Annotated in this window: 16 protein-coding genes; 2 read left to right on the top strand and 14 right to left on the bottom strand. The window is 51.2% G+C overall.

Annotated features, from left to right (window positions below):
• Positions 1–750 precede the first annotated feature (750 nt).
• Entirely contained in the window at positions 751–3,045 is a 2,295-nt protein-coding gene (locus tag ACTQ3A_RS08420; protein ID WP_441100862.1) for a hydratase, read from the bottom strand.
• Positions 3,046–3,390: 345 nt separating this feature from the next.
• On the opposite strand from ACTQ3A_RS08420, the gene ACTQ3A_RS08415 reads away from it, so the two are divergent.
• Positions 3,391–3,657 carry a hypothetical protein gene (locus tag ACTQ3A_RS08415; RefSeq protein ID WP_441100861.1) on the top strand — a complete coding sequence of 89 codons (267 nt, stop codon included), beginning with the start codon at positions 3,391–3,393 and terminating at the stop codon, positions 3,655–3,657.
• A 174-nt stretch (positions 3,658–3,831) separates the two neighbouring features.
• Here ACTQ3A_RS08415 and ACTQ3A_RS08410 read toward each other — a convergent pair whose 3' ends face one another.
• A complete protein-coding gene (locus tag ACTQ3A_RS08410) occupies positions 3,832–4,530 on the bottom strand; it encodes a 5'-methylthioadenosine/adenosylhomocysteine nucleosidase (RefSeq protein WP_441100860.1) in 699 nt (232 codons plus the stop codon).
• 40 nt (positions 4,531–4,570) lie between these two features.
• Entirely contained in the window at positions 4,571–6,187 is a 1,617-nt protein-coding gene (locus ACTQ3A_RS08405; protein ID WP_441100859.1) for an MBL fold metallo-hydrolase RNA specificity domain-containing protein, read from the bottom strand.
• A gap of 424 nt (positions 6,188–6,611) precedes the next feature.
• Here ACTQ3A_RS08405 and ACTQ3A_RS08400 point away from each other — a divergent pair, with 424 nt between their 5' ends.
• Positions 6,612–7,676 (top strand): undecaprenyldiphospho-muramoylpentapeptide beta-N-acetylglucosaminyltransferase, encoded by a 1,065-nt coding sequence (locus ACTQ3A_RS08400; RefSeq protein WP_441100858.1) that lies wholly within the window; start codon positions 6,612–6,614, stop codon positions 7,674–7,676.
• Positions 7,677–8,092: 416 nt separating this feature from the next.
• On the opposite strand, the gene ACTQ3A_RS08395 is transcribed toward ACTQ3A_RS08400, so the two are convergent.
• The 11 genes from ACTQ3A_RS08395 to ACTQ3A_RS08345 all read right to left on the bottom strand — a co-directional run bounded on the left by ACTQ3A_RS08395 (position 8,093) and on the right by ACTQ3A_RS08345 (position 18,921).
• On the bottom strand, positions 8,093–8,503 hold the full coding sequence (locus ACTQ3A_RS08395; RefSeq protein ID WP_441100857.1) for an HIT family protein: 411 nt from the start codon (positions 8,501–8,503) through the stop codon (positions 8,093–8,095).
• Between the two features lie 60 nt (positions 8,504–8,563).
• Positions 8,564–9,892, bottom strand: a complete 1,329-nt coding sequence (locus ACTQ3A_RS08390; protein WP_441100856.1) for a DUF6382 domain-containing protein — start codon at positions 9,890–9,892, stop codon at positions 8,564–8,566.
• Between the two features lie 131 nt (positions 9,893–10,023).
• Positions 10,024–10,488 carry a TadE family protein gene (locus tag ACTQ3A_RS08385; protein ID WP_441100855.1) on the bottom strand — a complete coding sequence of 155 codons (465 nt, stop codon included), beginning with the start codon at positions 10,486–10,488 and terminating at the stop codon, positions 10,024–10,026.
• Between the two features lie 177 nt (positions 10,489–10,665).
• Complete coding sequence (locus tag ACTQ3A_RS08380) at positions 10,666–11,100, bottom strand: prepilin peptidase (protein WP_441494573.1); 435 nt, start codon at positions 11,098–11,100, stop codon at positions 10,666–10,668.
• Positions 11,101–11,154: 54 nt separating this feature from the next.
• Positions 11,155–11,856, bottom strand: coding sequence for a hypothetical protein (locus tag ACTQ3A_RS08375; RefSeq protein ID WP_441100853.1), 702 nt, complete (start codon positions 11,854–11,856; stop codon positions 11,155–11,157).
• Between the two features lie 512 nt (positions 11,857–12,368).
• The gene (locus ACTQ3A_RS08370) at positions 12,369–13,916 is read right to left on the bottom strand and encodes a DUF5702 domain-containing protein (RefSeq protein ID WP_441100852.1); all 1,548 of its coding nucleotides are present in this window, start codon (positions 13,914–13,916) and stop codon (positions 12,369–12,371) included.
• Positions 13,917–14,029: 113 nt separating this feature from the next.
• Entirely contained in the window at positions 14,030–14,209 is a 180-nt protein-coding gene (locus ACTQ3A_RS08365; RefSeq protein WP_441100851.1) for a Flp1 family type IVb pilin, read from the bottom strand.
• Positions 14,210–14,345: 136 nt separating this feature from the next.
• On the bottom strand, positions 14,346–15,572 hold the full coding sequence (locus ACTQ3A_RS08360; protein WP_441100887.1) for a type II secretion system F family protein: 1,227 nt from the start codon (positions 15,570–15,572) through the stop codon (positions 14,346–14,348).
• Between the two features lie 133 nt (positions 15,573–15,705).
• The gene (locus tag ACTQ3A_RS08355) at positions 15,706–16,719 is read right to left on the bottom strand and encodes a type II secretion system F family protein (protein WP_441100886.1); all 1,014 of its coding nucleotides are present in this window, start codon (positions 16,717–16,719) and stop codon (positions 15,706–15,708) included.
• Positions 16,676–17,884, bottom strand: a complete 1,209-nt coding sequence (locus tag ACTQ3A_RS08350) for a CpaF family protein (RefSeq protein WP_441100850.1) — start codon at positions 17,882–17,884, stop codon at positions 16,676–16,678. Before ACTQ3A_RS08350 ends, ACTQ3A_RS08355 begins: the two co-directional genes overlap by 44 nt.
• Positions 17,842–18,921 carry a hypothetical protein gene (locus ACTQ3A_RS08345; protein ID WP_441100849.1) on the bottom strand — a complete coding sequence of 360 codons (1,080 nt, stop codon included), beginning with the start codon at positions 18,919–18,921 and terminating at the stop codon, positions 17,842–17,844. The genes ACTQ3A_RS08350 and ACTQ3A_RS08345 overlap by 43 nt, the downstream gene beginning before the upstream one ends.
• Positions 18,922–19,037 lie beyond the last annotated feature (116 nt).

The raw sequence follows: 19,037 nt of genomic DNA, 5'->3' as shown, positions 1-19,037 counted from the left end.
TCTTTACAGGGCTTCGTTTCTTTACACGAATCCTTTGGATGCTTCAGATTTTCCGTGGTATATACTCAATATGAATTGCAAGCTTCACATTACCTTTCATATCATGGGTTCCGGATTATACCAGGAACTCGGTTACTTTCTTCTCTCTTATAAAAGGTCTTCTCTGAGGGAACTGCTTATGCAATACCACTTTCATATTGAGGATGATGTGCCGGTGGAATTCCCATTGGACTGTCCTCCTTCTCTCGTATTTTAATTAAAGATCCGAACTTAACGTTTATCCGATATGATATCAAAGGCCGTTCCCTCTGTTCATGTAATCCTGAATCGGATCTGAATATCAGGACGGAGCTTTTATCGGATTAATTCTGTCGCCCGTTCTTTAATGTGATTAAAGGATAACACAGAGAATCCTATTTGTCAATGCATTTTTAATTTATTATTTACTTATTCTCTCTTTTTCTCATCTTATTTTATTATTTTTGCTTTTTATTCATTCATTTCATTATATTCTGACATATTTCAGTAAAACTCCAGTTTTCATGTTATTGACCAACAATGAGCTCTCTCACCACTAGGCAAGAACATTCACAACGACAACAACTATCGGCATGGAGAGGCACAAAGCAATCCGTGTGCGTGTCCGCGGAGCAACCCGAAGCTTATGTATATTTTGGACGACAAAAAACAAAAAGGTCAGAACCCACACAAAAATCAGGGTTCTGACCTCACATAGCATCGACCGAGTGTTTACTTGTGATTGCGATAATAATTAATCAGGCATCCGTCCAGGATAATCTCTCTCTCATCGTCCGTCAGCTGGCCCAGTCGGAGTTCAAATCCGGTTAACTCTTCATCTCCGACAACATATGCCGTGATGACATCCTCCCTGCTCTCAACTGCCTTCCGAATGTCCGGAACAAACAGATAATCTCCGTTTTTAAACGGAAGACTGCCTGCAGGAATCAGGAACGGAAGCATACCCCAGTTGATCAGATTCGAACGGTATCTCTTCGTCGCGTAATCATTGGCGATATTTGCCCAGCCCCCGAGAACCTTCTGACAGGAAGCTGCCTGCTCACGAGCGGATCCGTCACCCGGTTTTACGGCAAAGATCGTGGAGCCGACTCCCATATTCTGGTGGCAGACATCCGGGAACTTCGTATGGATCACCTTCATAACCGGCTTCAGCTCCGGGAGCGCATCTCCAGCGCAGCCTCCCTCTTCCAGTGCCTTCTGTGCCTTTTGAACCTGCTTTGCCCTTCCTACATACAGAGGATCTTTTCTGGAAAGAGCAAACTCGGCAAGTCTGAGCGGATTGGAACGATAGGAAGAAGTCTCTCCCGATGGAATCAGTTCATCGGTTGTCGTAACCGGATCATGGATCTCCGATACCACCTTGAGAATCAGGTTCTCCGGAAGCGCAGACATCTTCGGCCAGTCCTTGATGTTCGGACCGAACCTCACTTCCACGGTCGGATCCGCGACACCATGGCTGTCAAATACGCGATGCGCGTAGATATTCGAGTCAAAGTGGTAAATCTGATGACGGTATTCACCGGCAAATTCTGTCGCGGGTGTCAGGTATCCTTTATTAGCAGCGGTTGCCGCGATGGACCGCGCGTCCATCAGAGCGACACCGGCAACCTGTCCCTCCTGGACCTTAGAGCCCTCACGGTTCGGGAAATTACGTGTGGAATGACGAATCGAAAGATCTCCATTCGCAGGAGTATCTCCCGCGCCGAAACACGGACCACAGAACGCGGTCTTCACCACAGCTCCCGTTTCCATCAGATCCGCAATCACGCCGTTAGCCGCCAGCTCCTTGTAAATCGGTGCACTTGCCGGATAAATATCCAGCGTAAAATCATCACAGCCGATGTACTGCCCACGCAGAATATCAGCTGCCTGGCAGATATTTTCAAATCCGCCTCCGGCACATCCCGCAATAACTCCCTGATCCACAAGGAGCCTTCCATTGTGTACCTTGTTCCGGAGATTATAATCCACTTTTCCGTTGAATGCCACCTGTGCCCGCTTCTCTACATCGTCCAGGATATCCGGGAGATTCGCGTTGCATTCTTCGATTGTATAGACGTTGCTCGGGTGGAACGGCATTGCGATCATCGGTTTGATCTTATCCAGATCCACATAGATGCAACCGTCATAATAGGCCACCGGGCCCGGGTTCAGCTCGCTGTAATCCTCCGGACGTCCGTGCTCCGCATAGTAGTCCCGGATTGTATCATCTGTCGTCCAGATCGAAGACAGACAGGTGGTCTCTGTTGTCATAACATCAATGCCGATACGGAAATCCGCTGACAGTGAAGCAACGCCGGGTCCTACAAACTCCATAACCTTATTCTTGACATAACCCTTGTCAAATACTGCTCCGATGATTGCGAGCGCAACATCCTGTGGGCCTACCCCCAGCACCGGCGCTCCTGTCATATAGACTGCAACGACTCCCGGCATCGCAATGTCATAGGTCTTGTTCAGAAGCTGTTTCACCAGCTCCGGTCCGCCTTCGCCCATGGCCATGGTTCCGAGAGCGCCATATCGGGTGTGGGAATCTGATCCAAGGATCATTCTCCCAGCTCCGCTGAGCATCTCACGGGCAAACTGATGAATGACCGCCTGGTGCGGCGGAACATACATGCCCCCGTATCTCTTCGCGCAGGAAAGACCAAACATATGATCATCTTCGTTGATCGTTCCGCCAACCGCGCACAGAGAATTGTGGCAGTTCGTAAGCACGTAGGGAATCGGAAATTTCTCCAGTCCGGATGCCCGGGCAGTCTGAATGATTCCTACATATGTGATATCATGTGATGTAAGCTTATCAAATTTGATCTGAAGATTTTCCATGTTGCCCGAGACATTATGTGCCTTCAGGATATTGTATGCCATGGTCTCCTTCTTCGCCTCATCCGCCGGCACAGCTTTTCCGGTTTTCTGCTGAAGCTGTGCGGCAGCGTCCGGTCCATCCGGAATCACGGTTGTTCCGTTTACCAGATACACTCCGCCGTTCTGTAATTCAATCATACCTGATCATTCCTCCTGTTAATCACTCTGATGCCGCGCTGTTCTGCCAGCCCGACCTGTACAGTAACCGACATGATGTAGACAGCGTCACCTACTGTATCCAGCCAGCTGCTCCGCTGCTCCGCAACTCACGCAGCCCTTCAGGCGGCCGGCTTTGTCGGTATGCCGCGCCTTTCGCCCCACTGCTTTACACCTTGTGTGAACGGATATGGCTCACCGCCCGCGCATATTCGCACTTACGTGCCGCTTGCGTGTCACTTCGCTGCTTCACAATGCGGATTGCAAATTCAGTGTTTATCATATATTATTTAGAATAATTTCGCAAGACGGGAGGAAAATTCAAACATGCGTTTCTGGGGAAAAATGATACGAGACAATCATATCCTGATGGATGTGACAATAACAGATGATAGCGAAGAGACAAGGACTCACAAGGTTTTCCATACCCTGGAACAGATCTGCCATGAATGGGATCTGAGTGTGCCCATCTGGCTGGACTCCAACATACGGGAATTCAAGCGAACCAAAAAGGTACGCTTCACACAGGACAGCTTTGTCGGAGAAGAAATTTCCTTTGATTTTCTGGAGCTTCAGGTTCTGGACGAAGACTGAAAGAGCCGCAGGCCCCTGAAGGCCGCGGCTCCCTGCTCTGTCCCGGATTCTGCGGATTCCTCCGCAAGCTTATATATCAATCAAATAGTCATTCCGGACTGTACCGGTTCAGATTCTGCGGATTCCTCCGCAAGCTTACATATCGACCGAATGGTCATTCTGAACTGTTCTGGTTCAGATTCTGCGGATCATCCCGCGCACAAGGCGCACACAGTGTCTCACGCAGTCTTCGGTAAAGGTGTTGTCATCCGCTACAGCGCTTCCGTCGGCCTTATCGGAGATCACGCGGATGATCAGAAACGGAACCCCGTTTCTCCACGCAGTCTGGGCGATGGATGCCCCCTCCATCTCTGCGCAGTATCCATGAAAGTTCTCCGCGAGTCTTGTCTTCACCTCATGATCCGAAATGAACTGATCACCGCTGACTACCGTTCCGCGGAAGGTGTGAATCTCGGGGTTCACCTCCGCATTTACCTCTTCTGCCAGCCCGATCAGCTTCTCATCACCCGGAAAACGGTAGACGTCCATGCCGGGAACCTGTCCCGGCTGGTAGCCCCATACTGTTGCGTCCATGTCATGCTGCACGGCCTCGGAAGACAGAACAATGTCTCCGATATCAATTTTGTTCTGAAGGCTTCCCGCGATTCCTGTATTGATTATATAATCTACATGAAAATCATCCACCAGAATCTGTGTGCACATTGCGGCATTTACCTTTCCGACACCGCTCTGCACCACAACGGCAGGTTTTCCTTCAAGAACGCCGCGGTAAAACTTCATTCCTGCCTTTTCCCGGATGTCGGTCTCACTCATCAGGTTCTTCAGCTCTGCTACTTCCGATTCCATAGCTCCGATAATTCCAATTAAACTCATAAAATATTCTCCTGTTATATTGATTTGCCTCTCGGCACACTCATCTGTCCCATTTGTCACAGAGAGCATTGATCTGGTCCGTAAACTTCGCCAGATCCTTATTCGCGCCTCCCTCATTCCGGCGAATTACCGCCAGAAGTCTCTGACCCGCTCCAACAAGGCGCTCATAAACGGCGGCAGCCCTGCGGTGGGACGCCTTTCCGCATCCACCGGATTCCTTCGAAATTAGAACACCCGCGGGCGCTTCAACGATCTGCCCTGTGGCGAGATCGAATACCGTTCCGCTGAACGGCGCATAGGAATCATACCCGAGTTCCTTCCGCAGCCGCTCCGCAAAAATCTCTGTCACAGCATCTTCTCCATGACACACAAACACCTTTGCCGGTTTTTCCGTGAACGCGGAAGCCCATCTCATCAGTCCCTCGTTATCCGCATGGCCACTGATCCCGGGCAGGACCTGAATGTGTGCCCGTATCGCTATCTCCTCGCCGAACAGCCGGATACTCTCCGCCCCGTCAACAATAGCGCGGCCGGGGGTGCCCACAGCCTGGTAGCCCACGAACAGTACCGTGCACTCCGGTCTCCAGAGGTTATGCTTCAGGTGATGCTTCACACGTCCGGCATCACACATACCGCTGGCGGATATGATTACCTTCGGAGTCTCGTCAAAATTGATCGCCTTTGAGTCCGCTGCGGTAATTGACGTCTTCAGATTTGAGAAGGCTATCGGATTGATCCCCTGTTTGATCAGCCTTCCCGCTTCTTCATCATAGCATTCTGCGGGGTGTCTCTGGAAAACGGTTGTCGCCTCAATTGCGAGCGGACTGTCCAAATACACCGGAAAATCGCCATGTCCGCGCACCATCTGGTTTTCCTTGATCTGCCGGATAAAATAGAGCATCTCCTGCGTTCTGCCGACTGCGAAGGACGGAATCACCACATTGCCGCCCCGGTCAAAGGTCTTCTGGATCACGTCTGCGAGTGATGATACGTAATCCGGAACCGGACCGTGACTCCTGTCTCCATAGGTAGATTCCATGATAACATAGTCCGCCTCATGAATATACTGAGGGTCGCGGATGAGCGGCTGATTCAGATTCCCGATGTCTCCGGAAAAAACGAGCTTCCGGGTGATCTCTCCCTCCGTCAGCCACATTTCAATACTGGCAGAGCCGAGCAGATGTCCGGCATCGATAAACCGGATTTTGATCCCCTCTGCCGGACAGAGAATCTCATTATAAGGTTTTCCGACAAGCAGGTCAATCGCGCCGATGGCATCCTTCATCGTATATGGCGGCATATACGTTTCCTTCCCGGCCCGTTTTCCCTTCCGGTTTCTCCATTCAGCCTCGAATTCCTGAATATGCGCGCTGTCGCGGAGCATAATGTCGCAAAGATCCGCTGTTGCCTCCGTCGTGTATATCGGTCCCCGGAATCCTCTCGAATAAAGAACCGGAAGGTTGCCCGAGTGATCGATATGCGCGTGCGTCAAAAGCACAAAATCGAGCTCTGACGCCGGGATCGGAAGCGGTTTGTTCTCGTAGATATTTTTTCCCTGTTCCATCCCGCAATCAACAAGAAACCTTCTTCCGGCCGCCTCAAGATAATAACAGCTGCCGGTCACCTCATGTGCTGCCCCCAAAAATGTAAGTTTCATAAACAATCCCCCAATCCGCAGCTTATAGAACCAATAAGAAACCTGATGCGAATGCTGATTCAATTATAATCTACTGCCCACCGCATTTACAAGAGGATGTGAATACCTGTCAGCGGCGCAGAAGCTGTGAAGCTACAAAGTAACGCGGGACATTTATATACATTGTGATACCCTCTTGAGGGGCATGGTGATGATCTGCTCGTGACTTGTCTGAGCTGTTACGCGCGAACAGAGACAAATCGTTGCATACAGTAACTGGACCGATATGATGTCTGCGGAATAACAGGAGCGGTATGGCCTCCGCGGAATGGCAGGACCGGTATGATCGCCGGGAATTGATTTCTTTCATAAAATCAGCTAGAATGCTTCTGAAAGGAATACAATCTGTTCCGATATTACTCACAGCATCTATGGAGGCCAATTGATGAAGCACATCGTTCTCACAGGCGGCGGTACCGCCGGTCATGTAACTCCGAATATAGCCCTGATTCCAGGCCTGAAGGAACTGGGATACGAGATTTCCTACATCGGTTCCTACAACGGAATTGAAAAGAGCCTGATTGAGGCCGAGGGGATTCCCTATTACGGAATATCTACCGGAAAACTGCGCCGATACATCGATCCCAAGAATCTGTCGGATCCCTTTCGTGTGGTGAAGGGCATCTTTGAAGCAAGAAAACTGATGAAAAAAATTCGTCCGGACATTGTGTTTTCAAAAGGCGGTTTCGTAGCAGTCCCGGTCGTCCTCGCGGCGAAACACTGCAAGGTTCCGGTAATCATTCATGAATCGGACATGACCCCAGGTCTCGCAAATAAAATATGCATTCCCTATGCTTCCAAGGTCTGCTGCAATTTTCCGGAGACGCTCTCTAGCCTGCCTGAAGGCAAGGCTGTTGTTACCGGTACGCCGATCCGGAAAGAATTGAGAGAGGGCAGCGCAGAGCGCGGCTATTCCTTCACCGGTCTTTCCCACGATAAGCCGGTCATTCTCGTGATGGGCGGAAGCCTTGGATCCGTGAATGTAAACAACCATGTCCGCGAAGCTCTCCCGGAACTCCTGAAGCAATATCAGGTTGTGCATCTGTGCGGCAAGCGAAATCTCGACCACTCTCTGGATTATACTGATGGATACCGCCAGTATGAATATATCAAGGAAGAGCTGCCCGATCTTTTCGCTATGGCGGATCTGATCATCTCCCGCGCGGGAGCAAACGCAATCTGTGAAATCAGCACCCTTGCCATTCCGAATCTCCTCATTCCGCTTTCCGCGAACGCCAGCCGCGGCGACCAGATTCTGAATGCGCGTTCTTTTGAAAAGCAGGGATACAGCGAGGTAATCGAAGAGGAAAATCTGACCAAAGACACTCTCCTCTCCGCCGTACAGAAACTTCATGACAACAGGGATACCTATATCTCCGCAATGAAGAACAGCAAACATACCGATTCGATTCAGATGATCCTGAATCTCATCCGGGAATACACAAAATAGCCGAACAGACGACAGCCGGAAATATAAACTCCCCTCCCAAAACCCATGAAGGGACGAGTAAGCGATGGAAGATCGTATTGACGGCAGTCGGATATATAAACTTCCCTCCCAAAATCGCCCGCACGTCGAGGATAAGACAAGAGGGAAGTCGGGCCGGTGAGGGAACCACCGGACCGATAAAGAGAAGAAATCCCCTGATAGGGCGAGCCTGACACGGCCGGTATTATTTTTCCCGCCGTGTCAGGCTCTTTTTTCATTCATGTCTCAAAAGGTTCTGCCGGAAACAGTCTTCTGTCATGTTGTCTTTCGCTCAGAAGCAGTCTTCTGTCACGTCGCCTTTCGCTCAGAAGCAGTCATCCGCCACGTTTGTTTCTCTCGGGATCAGTCATGTTCCTTCATTCCAGATGAACGAAGCCTTACTTAAGATCCTTTGCCTTCTCCAGAATCTCCTTCTTAGCCTCGTCTGTCAGCGTTCCCGGCTTCCATGTAACACCGGCTCCGTCCCCGTTGTATCTCGGGATCAGGTGAATGTGAAAATGAAATACGGTCTGTCCGGCAGCTTCTCCGTTGTTCTGAACCACATTATAGCCATCACACGGAAGCGCCTTCATCATAAAGGTCACGATCTTCTTCGCGAGCACAGCCGCTCTGGATAAGAGATCCTCCGGAATCTCCGTAATATCAGCGTAATGCTTTTTCGGAAGAATAAGCGCATGTCCCTTCGTCGCCGGTCCGAGATCCAGAATCACCCGGAAATCATCATCTTCATAAATTGTCGCCGACGGAATCTCGCCTGCTGCGATTTTACAGAAAATACAATCATTCATGATATTGTCCTCCCTGTCTGTTTGCATGAATTCAATATACATCCCTGTATACCTGCTTCATTATACACTTTCCGGCGGCGGTTGAACAATCCCTGCCCTGTGATACGTAAAACACTGATCCGAAAAACGCAGCCGGTCGCCGTCTTGAAGCGGATATGCCTCTCCGGAAACGAGCAGCTCGCCGTTCCGGAAGGTTCCGTTTTTGGAGTTCAGGTCGATAATCCAGTAACCATTTTCCCGATACACAAACCTGGCATGTATTCTGCTCACGGTTGGCACATTCAGAATCAGATCCGCAGATTTTCTGCTCTTCCCCAGAATATGGTTCCTCTTCCACAGTTCAAGCCTGTCTGTCCGGACGTTTCCGCTCCCGCCTCCTGAATCCTGTTCCCGGCCTTCCGGCAGCAGAAGGGCCTGAGCCCTCCGTTCCTCTCTCTCCTGCTTTCCCGATGCCAGAAGTACGGTTTCCTTCCAGCCGTCCTCATCGTCAGCGACATGATCGGCACTCCTTTCAGATCTTCCGGTTGATAATCTGCCTGCCATTTCTACCGGTAATTTTCCGGAAATTGCATCCACCTCATTTGCATGGGAATCCTCCGACTGGTTCGCCTGCTCCTGCCTTTTCCCATCCGGGAAAAAATCACGCATGATTGCCGCTCCCTCTTCATCATTTTTCCCTTTTTCCCGTCTTCTGCGTGAAAACCAGTTTCGAATCCCTGCAAACAGACCTTCCCCGGAACTTTTTTCATCTTCCTCAAAAAATTCATCCAGGATTCTTTCCCGCTTTTCCCGTCGTTCTCTTTCTTCCTCTTCTGACACTCCCTTGCTCTCCGGCACCGGATCCGGCCGGCATTCCTCAATAAGTTTCTGAAACTCCCCGGCTGAAATGTTTCCCTCCGCCGCCTTCTGGTAAAAGGCATAGCCCATGATCACCGATTTCTTGTCCCCGTGATCCAGATGCGGAAGAATCATTTCTCCGAGTCTTTTCATCTGCTCGGAAAAAGGCTCTTCTTCATCCGGATAATATATAAAGTAGATCCGCGTTCTCTCCGCATTGAGAAAAATAAGCTCCGGACTCATCTGTATCCCGTTTTCATCCAGAAGAAATTCCTCAAGATTTCCGATTGCTGCCAGTACAGAGGAATACAGCTGTTCCAGAAGCTGTCCCGTGATCTTCTCGGTCTCCAGAATATCCTCCAGTGTCTGCATCGAGGTCACATCATAGAGGTACCTTGTGCTCGAATCAATTTCCTGAATGTGACAATCCAGAAAACCCGGTATATGATTCTCTGTCAGCATTCTGACCGTATAGCTGTGAACGTCCGGAGTCTTTCCGTCTGAAAGGATCCTGTAATTGTGATAAATATCCCGACTGCTCTCGATTTTCATCCTCTCGCCCCCTTTTCTGCGGATCATCCAGTAAACGTCCATACGATAAGTCGTGCCACAAACTGTATAAGCTGCGGATTACTCCGTGCTTCGCACTCCCGCAATCCACAGGTGCCACATTTATTCGTGTTTTATCTCCCGAGAGCTTTCCTTACGGTTCTGGAAGCCCTGAGCTCTTCGACCGGGGTTACCTTATCCACATCCGCGCTGACCGACAGATTGAAAATATCCTGAAACGCCGCGAAGGTTTGATTGGAGAAGGAGACCGACGTTCCTCCCCTTCTGCAGCTGACATCAACCGCCGGTCTCGAAGCCGGTATAACCTGCGCATCCATTCTCTCCTCCGCCTTTCTTGCCGCCACACTCTGCGCGTCGATATCCCGGTCATACCGGCTGTTCCCGGCAAGACACACCTCCGCTGCCGCCGCCAGATACCAGTTCCTGTTATGCACGTAGAAACACAGAACAATAAGCACCGCCGTCACCAGCACCGTCACCGGAACAATAACCGACGCCTCCACCGTCATGCTTCCCCGCGCGAACCATGCTGCCTTCTCACGCACGGCAGCATACTTCCGATTCTTCTTTCTGCTCACATTTTTCCTCCTCGTCACCTGACTGCTCCCGCAGGCAAGCTCTGGGGTTCTGATTGCCAGGTGCAGCTTGTAATTGTACATTCTTTGAACGCCTTGGACTTACAAGTGTGAATCTGTTTGGATCACCACCTTCATTACCATTCCTCCCTTGAATATCTGTCATTTAGGAAATCTCTTTCATTGACGGCCAAACCACACGGATCCGGAAAAAACGCCCGAAACAAGCAATATCATAAACGACAGCCATAGAAACGGGACAAACGGCAGCGTGACTTTCCCGTCCGAACGTGCCGCCTTCACAATAACTCCTGTCAGAAGCACTCCGATGATTGCAGGAATAAGAATCCTGCACACGGCAATCAGGTCGCTCCACGCTCCACATGCGAGAAGGACAATGCCATCTCCCCCGCCCACCCTTTCCTTTGTCAGAACGGCTGCCAGCAGAAAAAGAAGCCCCGGGAACAATGCAGTCAGATCGACGCCTTTACGCGCGATGATACCGGCCAGAAGCAGCAGAAGCGTAAAGCCTGGAAAAATCCGACGTGTTTTCAGATCCAGCAGACCATTTACCGTCAGAATCAGCAAGATCATTCCCACACTCCAGCACCTCATTCCGACTCTCCTCTGCCTTTTCCAATGCTTTTACACAGGCCCCGCTCTCCCGCTTTACGCTGCTTCTGCTCTGTCCTTTGCCGCACATCGACTGCAGATATGCATTCCTTCCGCCTCCGAAGCCGGCACAAGATGAACCTTTCTCGTAAGCCCGCTGCAACGCGAAGAATTGTGATAACACTCTCCCTCTCCGGTAATATAGACAAGACCGTGCATCCCTCCCCTGCCGACACATTTCTCACACGCGTGATACCGTCCCCCTCCGGCATTTCTCATCCCCGGAACCAGCGCCGCAGGCACTCGCCGTATCTGAAGCTCCAGATACGTACATTCCGAACGGGTGTGATAGACACTTCCGTATTCTGTCACATAAACGAGACGATTTTCCTCCTCGGAAGGAAGTCCGCTGTTCTCCTCGGGATCTCTTCCCGTCCATGCATGAACTCTCCCTCTTACAGCAACGCTTCTTCCCGGAATCGGAACCGGAAACCATTCCGGCTTGTAATAGACCGGCTCACACAGATCAATGACAGCCGGTCCCGCATAAGAACCGGTCAACCCCGTAACCGCCCCTGCTTTTTCGACCGCTTCCTGAAGATGAATCATCCTTTTCACATACATCCCGTAAATATCCATCATGCAGATCAGTGACGTCACGCAGAGAAAAAACAACGGAACCGACCATGCCGCTTCCACGGTCAGACTTCCCCGTCTCCACCTGTCCTTTTTTCTCTCTGTTTTTGCTTTTGTTTTCATTTTTATCCCCTGCCAAAAAAATCTATGCGGTTGCCTGAAAATCCGTGCTTCTGGGTGAAAGAATCCATCCGGTCAGCGAAACCTTCTGATCCACTCACACGAAGTGGAAAGCGGTGGACGAGCGCCGCGGCAGACCGGTGAAGTTGGTCACAGCGGCAGCTGCGAGAGTTGCGAAGCAACGGAGTAGCTGGTTTATACAGCTTGTGGCGCCCCTCTTGCGGGGCATGGTTGTTTTCTGTACGGAATCCGCCGGGCTGCCTCCCGAATACGTTCAGATCCGGAAATGCATTCGCAGAATTATCTCATGTCCTTTCTTATAGTATAGTAATCATTCTTTTGTCGTTTCGGGTGTGGGGATTTTGGACCCTCCCGCAAAGCGGGAGACACCCCGCCGGATTCCGTATGGTTTGCAGGCTGCATATCATACCCATAGCTTCTCTCCCCGGTATGGTTAGCAAGCTACCAAGCTACATATCATACCCGCAGCTTCTCTCCCCGGTATGGTTAGCAAGCTACATATCATACCCGTAACTTCTCTCCGCGGTATAGGTATTGGTACCGACGGAGGTTCCGATTTCGACATTCACGGCATCGATACAGTGATCCAGACGGAAGTTCTTCTTCCCCTCATGGGTTCGGATATTGAGTTCCGTCAGATCCATGATTCTCTCCGTCAGCTTTTCCGTTCCTTCGCCCAAAAGCAGAATTCTCAGATAGTCCCTGTATTCCAGACCGGTCAGAGAGGATTTTCTCTCATTTCCTGCCGCAGATGTGAATCTCCCGATATTTTCGATTGACAGCTGCCAGGATTCCGCCGTCTTTACGAGCGGTATTTTTCCGCCCTGAGTCAGAACCTGAAGATCCAGAACAGACTCTCCGTACGCCCACGCCACCCGGATCGCAAATGCCAGAACAGGCGCAAGCTCCGGGTTCAGAAGTCCTGCGCTGATTCCGGCTGCCAGCAGATCCGCCTGTGCTCTTTTATCCGGGTCTGTCATCAGAAAAATCATATTGGACGCCGCTCTTAGAACCTGCATCTTCGAAAGTACCAGTTTCAGATTGTCCCGGTCATTTCTCCTCCCGCCTATCGCGTACTCTGCCTGGTATAAAAGCGGCTTCTGCTGTTCTCCGTCTTGAAAGCACGGAAAGTCCTCGATCAGAAATTCCTGGATCAGAAGTTTTTCCATCGGTCCTTCCCATTTCGAAGGCGTCATCCCCATCCCCAGAGAATGTTCTCTGTCGCTCAGCAGTTCTCCTGCTCCAATGCTTTTCCGGGAAAGACCGGGTTCATTTTCTCCGAACACAAGCTTCAGCAGGCCTTTCCCCCGGAGGAGCTGGTAAGAAAGAAGTGGGTTCTCCCAGACCGGCACGACATTGCCGCCGAATCCCTCTGCGATTTCTTCCGCCGAGATTTCTTCCGATTCTTCCCCGCTCTGTTCGACCGAAGGCACCGGACGGCACAGCCCCTCGGCAACATCTCTGTCATAATACTCCTGCGCATTTTCCGTCCGGTACGTTCCGGCCTGCTTTTTCAGCCCGTCCGCCTTTTCTCCATCCTCATATATTCCCTCTGATATTTTTTTCAGCAGTTCCGCTCCGGCCTGGAGCTTCATCTGTTCACACACCTGCCTTCGAAAGGCGGTATTTTCCTGATCGGTCGCCAGGACATAACCCGTCACCGAGCAATTTTCTCTGTTCAGCCGGATGCTCAGCAGATTTCCTCCTCCCGTCAGGTTATTCTTCGTCGGATCCAGGACATACTCCGAGTACGTCTCCGTCTCCCGGAGCACCTCATCCAGACGGAGACCGGATGTCCCGTACCCTCCGTCCAGAAACAGCAGTCCATAATCCTCAAACAGCTCGCGGTCGTACTGCGCAAATACCGAATACAATCCCTGCTCCAGGGCACTGGCAGTCGCGGCTCTCGCCGCAGCCTGCCGCATGGACTTCAGTCCCGCAAAAATCAACCCCAGGAGAACCAACAGCAGCATGCTGACAAACAGTGTGATACTGCCCCGGCTCATCCTCTCTCTTCGGTTATCCGTTAACAATTTCCGCATCTTGCCCCTCATCGCTCTTCCTCCGGTTATCTGTTAGCAATTCCCCGCTCCGTATTGTTCTTTCTGCGTTTTTCCGCTAACAATCACCGCGTGCCGTCCATCATCGATCCCCCTCAGATCCCCTGACTTTTACTTGTAATCTTGCTCAGAATACTAGACACCAGACTTGTCAGCTGACTCTTGAAGATAATCACAAGTCCAATCAGCACCACAATGATCAGTATGATTTCCACCGTGCTGATTCCATCTTCTTCCATCAAAAAAGCCCTCAGCATCTTTCGCAGTTTTTTCATTTTGTCCTCCTTTTCTCAGAGATACTTTCCCCTGGCTTTGTTCATGTTCCCGTAGATACTTCTTCCATGCTTTGTGCACATTGGTGGCGTACCGCCTGCGGGGCATGGCGTTTTCCTGAATCTCATCCGGATTTCGTCAGAGCTGCATTGTCGCCGGAATGATGATGATAAGCAGTACAATTCCAAGCATGACAAACATCGGAAAGACCATGCGTATGGCAGCCCGGTCTCCCTCCGCTCTTGCGCGTCTTTTCCGGGTCTCAAATGCTTCCTGCACTTCTTTTTCAAGCATCCCTGACAGCTGGCTGCCTCCCTTTTTCTGGCTCTGGGCGAGAAGCAGAGCCAGCTTTCTGTACTCCGGTGTGCCGCATCTCTCTCCGAAGTGTGTCAGAGCGTCCTGCTCATACACCCCATTATTCATTTCCGCCACGGTTATGCCGACTTCTCGGTACTCCCTTCCAAGTCTCTCCATCGCCTTTCTCACGCTGAGGCCCGCTGCCGTAAGCAGCTGCAGCTTGCTTACCAGTTCCGGATACTGACTGGTGAGGAGCTTCCTTCGTTTCTGTTCTGCTTTCTCCTTTCTGTCCTTTCCCGCAAAAAAAGGAGCAATTCCAACCAGAAGAATGATCATGCAGAGATAAGCTCCCTTATGACTGATTTTCCTGTACCAGGTCAGCTTCTCTCCGTCCGCCCGCTCCGGAAGCAGGTATTCCTCCGACAGATCTCTTCCATTCTTTGCGGCTCTCTCATTCAGCGCTTCACTTTCCTTCTGAATTCTTTCCTGTACCGCCTCCTTTTCTCTTGAGGGATATACAGTCATCACCCTCTGATATTCTTCCTCTTTTCCGGACAGAGAAAGTTTTCCGGTTAATGTCACCTTATCTCCGACCTCCGGAATCTCCGGAGAGAGAACGCCCTCCCAGCTGACGAGATCCGGGCGGTCCGTAGACCACTCCACCGTCATCGACGGGTTCGTAAAGTTCTCCGGAAGTTCCAGGTTCCACTCAATCCGCCCGAAATCTGCATTCTTTCCCAGAATCCTCTCGTCCAGTGCCTGCATCTCCTTCCGGATCTCTGCTTCCGCTTCCCGAGACGAATAACTCTGTTGCGGTATCTCAATTGTGATTTCCTCTTTTTCGCCCCTTCCGGACGCGACGGCCAGCTCCACCTGTTCTCCCGCAGCTTCCCCCGATGTTCTCCTGACGGATTTCACCGTTTCCCAGTCTCCCTCCCGTATCTCCCGGAAGACCACCACTCCCGCAGCCGCGGTACTGATGATTAAAATCAGAAAAAAGACGCCGGATATTTTCTGATGACGGAAAAGCCAGATGACAGCCGCTGCTGTAGCTGCCGGAAGCACCATTTTTATCAATTCTGCCTCCTTTCCCACACCACATACTTATACAATGCTCCTGCCATTAGCTGACCTTATACAGTGTGTGACACAACTTATCGTACAAGGGTTTACTTCATGCTACCTGTATATTCCTCAATGCTCAGACCTCGATTTTGCACATCTTTCTTCCCGCCGCAAATGCTCCTGCATACAGGATCAGACAGAAGGTCATCAGAACGGCGCCTGCCGGATTTCCGTAGATTTTGTCTGAAAATCCTTCAAATGTCACCCGCATGTACAAAATAATCCCCGCCGGCATGAAGCTCATGATGCTCTGCTCATATCGTCTGGAAGCCGTAACCGTGTCAATTTCCTGCCGGGTATCGATCTTCTCGCAGATATTTCTCCACGTTGACTCCAGAATATGACTCATATCCCCGCCGGTCCGCTTTGCGATCACCAGAACCTCGCTGAAATTCATGATATCCTCCACTCCGCTCCGCGTTCCGAGTTCAAGGAACAGCTGCTCTACCGGCTTTCCGAACCGCATCTGCCCTGTAATATCCTTCAGTTCTGCTGCAAGCGGATCCCTCCTTCCATACAATTTTGTGAGATCAGATGCCGACATGCGGACACCATTTTCCAGAGAATAGCCGGCCAGAAGATTCGTATGAAGAGAAGACAGAAAATCCCGGAAGTGATAATTCAGCAGCCGCTGCCTTTCCTCCCGCTTCTGCTTCTTCTTCGCGAGAACATAGAAGACCATGACCGGAACAGCCACCGGGGCAGCAAAGAGGGAATGGTAGCACAGCCATACCACGCACACTCCCAGCAGCATTCCGATGAATCCGTACTTCAGAAGCTCCACAGGTGAAAACGTGTAAACCCGGTAGTCCGTCCTTCCTGTCCTGCGTATTCTTTTCGCCCCTCTTATTTCATAGGATCCGCCTGCCCTTCCCGCCCATGCGGTCTTTCTTTTTCTGCCTGGCCCTTCCGCCCCTTCGGTCTTTCTTTTTCTTCCTGCTCCTTCCGCCTCTACGGTCTTTCTCCAGCGTCCTTCCTTCTTTTCTCCTTCTCCAGAACGTTCTTTGAGAACTTTTCTGCCTGATGTTCCTCCTTTTCGATCTTCCTCACGGGAGGCTGCGCCTCCGCCAGAGCTTTTCCAGTTTTTCACGATTTCCAAGTTCATTGACCTTTCTCAGCACTCCTTCTCTGTCCCTTTCAAACAGGGTACGGATCTCCGGCTCCTCTCCCTTCATCCCGGAAAGCTCTGCGATTTCCCCGAGCTGCCGTTTCCCGTCCGCCTCTCTTGTCAGATGAATCATGATCTCAACTCCGGACACAATCTGTCTGCGGATCACGGGAACCGGAAGCTGCTCTCCCATCAGGACCATCATCTCGAGCCTCGATATCATATCCCTCACACTATTGGCGTGTGCTGTCCCCAGACTTCCGGAGTGCCCTGTGTTCAGGCACATCAGAAAATCCTCTGCCTCCGCTCCTCTCACCTCTCCGATGATGATCCGGCTCGGCCGCATTCTGAGAGCAGCTTTAATCAGATCCCGGATCGTTATGGCATGACCTCCCTCCAGGTTTGCGTCTCTCGCCTCCATCCGAACCAGATTCGGAATGCCCTGAAGCTGAAGTTCGGCGTTATCCTCGATCGTAATGATGCGCTCCTCCGATGGAATACAGGATGACAGCGCATTCAGAAATGTCGTCTTTCCTGTCGACGTTCCACCCCCGATAAGCATCGAATACCTCGCCTCCACAAGGTCCTTCAGAAAAACTGCCGCCTCTCTCGTCACACTTCCCCACCGGATCAAATGCTCAAGCGTCACAGCCTCCTCCGGAAAACGTCGTATCGTAAGAATCGGTCCGTCGAGCGCAATCGGATTCATGACCACATTCACCCGCGAACCATTATCATCCGGAAGCCTCGCGTCTACGATCGGTCTCTGTTCATTTACCACCCGGTTGCACCTGCCCACAATCTGCTGGATCACATCCTCCAGCCTCTCTCGCGAAGCAAAATGACGTTTCCAGGAATAGAGTCTCCCTCCCTTCTCATAAAAGATATGACGATACCCGTTCACCATAATCTCCGTGATCTCCGGATCATCCATCAGCTCCTGCAGGACATCCAGCTTGCGGACCGAATAGAAAAGCGATTTGTGCAGCTGTTCCTTCTCGGCCAGAGACATCGGGGAAGACGATGAATCATTCAGGATCAGATCATCAATAAGTTCCTGTATTTCCTCATCTTCCAGATCCGGATTTTCTTCCAGATGATCCATCAGGCCGGCCCGTATTCTCTCAAAGATATCCTCGTTCCGCACCGCTTTCCCTCCTCCGTCATCTCACTGAAATCCATGCATCCCCGTATGATCCTTCCCAGCCTCCCGGACAGCTGTCTCTCCAGGAAATCATCATTTCCGGGAGCAGAGTCCGGATCCGGAAGGATCACCTCCCGTATTTTTTCTCTGCCTGCACGCTCCTCCAGCTCGGCGGCAAACGCCTGGTTCCGCATTCTGGAAACAGGATCGTCATGCGCGATGACGTAGATCTCCTCACAGCCCTGCATCAGCTCGTCAAACCCGTTCATCTTCCAGTCCAGATCCAGAAGGATTCTGCGGTATGTACTGGTTCGCGTCAGCTCGCCAAGCATCCCCGTCCACTGATCCTCCGTCATCTCCCCGATATCCGACGCATCCCTCACTGGAAGCAGATAATCGAGAGAGCCGAATTTGCGCAGCATTGTACTCAGCTGATAAATCAGACCGCTTCTCCCGCGTCGGTAAAAATACATCAGATCGCTGAGCGTCCGCATACTCTCCCCCTTTTCGGGAATAAACTGCTCCATACCGGATCTGGGCTCCAGGTTCAGATACAGGCTCGGAAATCTTTCCGACAGAATCCGTCCGTATATCATGGAAAAAATCACCTTCTGCCCCGGATCCGACACGGAGCATATCCCCGTTCTAATACAGGACGGCTTTGCGATGACCTCCGGCTCCGTCGCGGCTTTCTCCGCTCCGTAGCAGTCCATGACTTCTCTGACTACACGGCTCTGGCTCTGATATTTGTAAATCTGCCGGCAATTCGCGGCTTCCGGGAATCCCTCCTCCGGAAGGCCGGAGCCGTCCTCTGCCAGAATCATCACCGTCCCGATATCCATCTGACGTATCTCATCATCGGCCGCCCTTTCTGAAATCAGCAGAATCTCAATATGATGTTCAAGCGTAAATTCTCTGAGCGTTTCTACCGAAGTAAAACTCCGGATCTCGAATGGAAGATTTTGCTTTTCCGTTAAATAGTTCATAAAGCGAACCGCGTATTCTCTCTCCGTGTCGCACACCGCAAGTACTTTTCGCATCAAATTCTCCTCCTTCCGGATTTTTTCTGACACAGACCGCCATGGCACGACCGCACGGCCCTGTCCATCCCTCCTCAGTACCATCCCGCCCATGGCACACCCTCACAGCTCTGTCC

It is taken from the genome of Bilifractor sp. LCP21S3_F8 (genome assembly GCF_052117805.1).
GTDB lineage: Bacteria > Bacillota > Clostridia > Lachnospirales > Lachnospiraceae > Bilifractor.
Note: the sequence above shows the minus strand (reverse complement) of the source record. Positions and strands in the feature narration are given on the sequence as shown.

What these genes read in the sequence shown, in the direction of transcription:
- ACTQ3A_RS08390 (WP_441100856.1), bottom strand. Translation starts at nt 9,892, where the DNA reads ATGAAAATCGAGAGCAGTCGGGATATTTATCACAATTACAGGATCCTT.
- ACTQ3A_RS08405 (WP_441100859.1), bottom strand. Translation starts at nt 6,187, where the DNA reads ATGAAACTTACATTTTTGGGGGCAGCACATGAGGTGACCGGCAGCTGT.
- ACTQ3A_RS08375 (WP_441100853.1), bottom strand. Translation starts at nt 11,856, where the DNA reads ATGAAAACAAAAGCAAAAACAGAGAGAAAAAAGGACAGGTGGAGACGG.
- ACTQ3A_RS08400 (WP_441100858.1), top strand. Translation starts at nt 6,612, where the DNA reads ATGAAGCACATCGTTCTCACAGGCGGCGGTACCGCCGGTCATGTAACT.
- ACTQ3A_RS08345 (WP_441100849.1), bottom strand. Translation starts at nt 18,921, where the DNA reads ATGCGAAAAGTACTTGCGGTGTGCGACACGGAGAGAGAATACGCGGTT.
- ACTQ3A_RS08370 (WP_441100852.1), bottom strand. Translation starts at nt 13,916, where the DNA reads ATGCGGAAATTGTTAACGGATAACCGAAGAGAGAGGATGAGCCGGGGC.
- ACTQ3A_RS08360 (WP_441100887.1), bottom strand. Translation starts at nt 15,572, where the DNA reads ATGGTGCTTCCGGCAGCTACAGCAGCGGCTGTCATCTGGCTTTTCCGT.
- ACTQ3A_RS08415 (WP_441100861.1), top strand. Translation starts at nt 3,391, where the DNA reads ATGCGTTTCTGGGGAAAAATGATACGAGACAATCATATCCTGATGGAT.
- ACTQ3A_RS08420 (WP_441100862.1), bottom strand. Translation starts at nt 3,045, where the DNA reads ATGATTGAATTACAGAACGGCGGAGTGTATCTGGTAAACGGAACAACC.
- ACTQ3A_RS08365 (WP_441100851.1), bottom strand. Translation starts at nt 14,209, where the DNA reads ATGAAAAAACTGCGAAAGATGCTGAGGGCTTTTTTGATGGAAGAAGAT.
- ACTQ3A_RS08410 (WP_441100860.1), bottom strand. Translation starts at nt 4,530, where the DNA reads ATGAGTTTAATTGGAATTATCGGAGCTATGGAATCGGAAGTAGCAGAG.
- ACTQ3A_RS08395 (WP_441100857.1), bottom strand. Translation starts at nt 8,503, where the DNA reads ATGAATGATTGTATTTTCTGTAAAATCGCAGCAGGCGAGATTCCGTCG.
- ACTQ3A_RS08380 (WP_441494573.1), bottom strand. Translation starts at nt 11,100, where the DNA reads ATGAGGTGCTGGAGTGTGGGAATGATCTTGCTGATTCTGACGGTAAAT.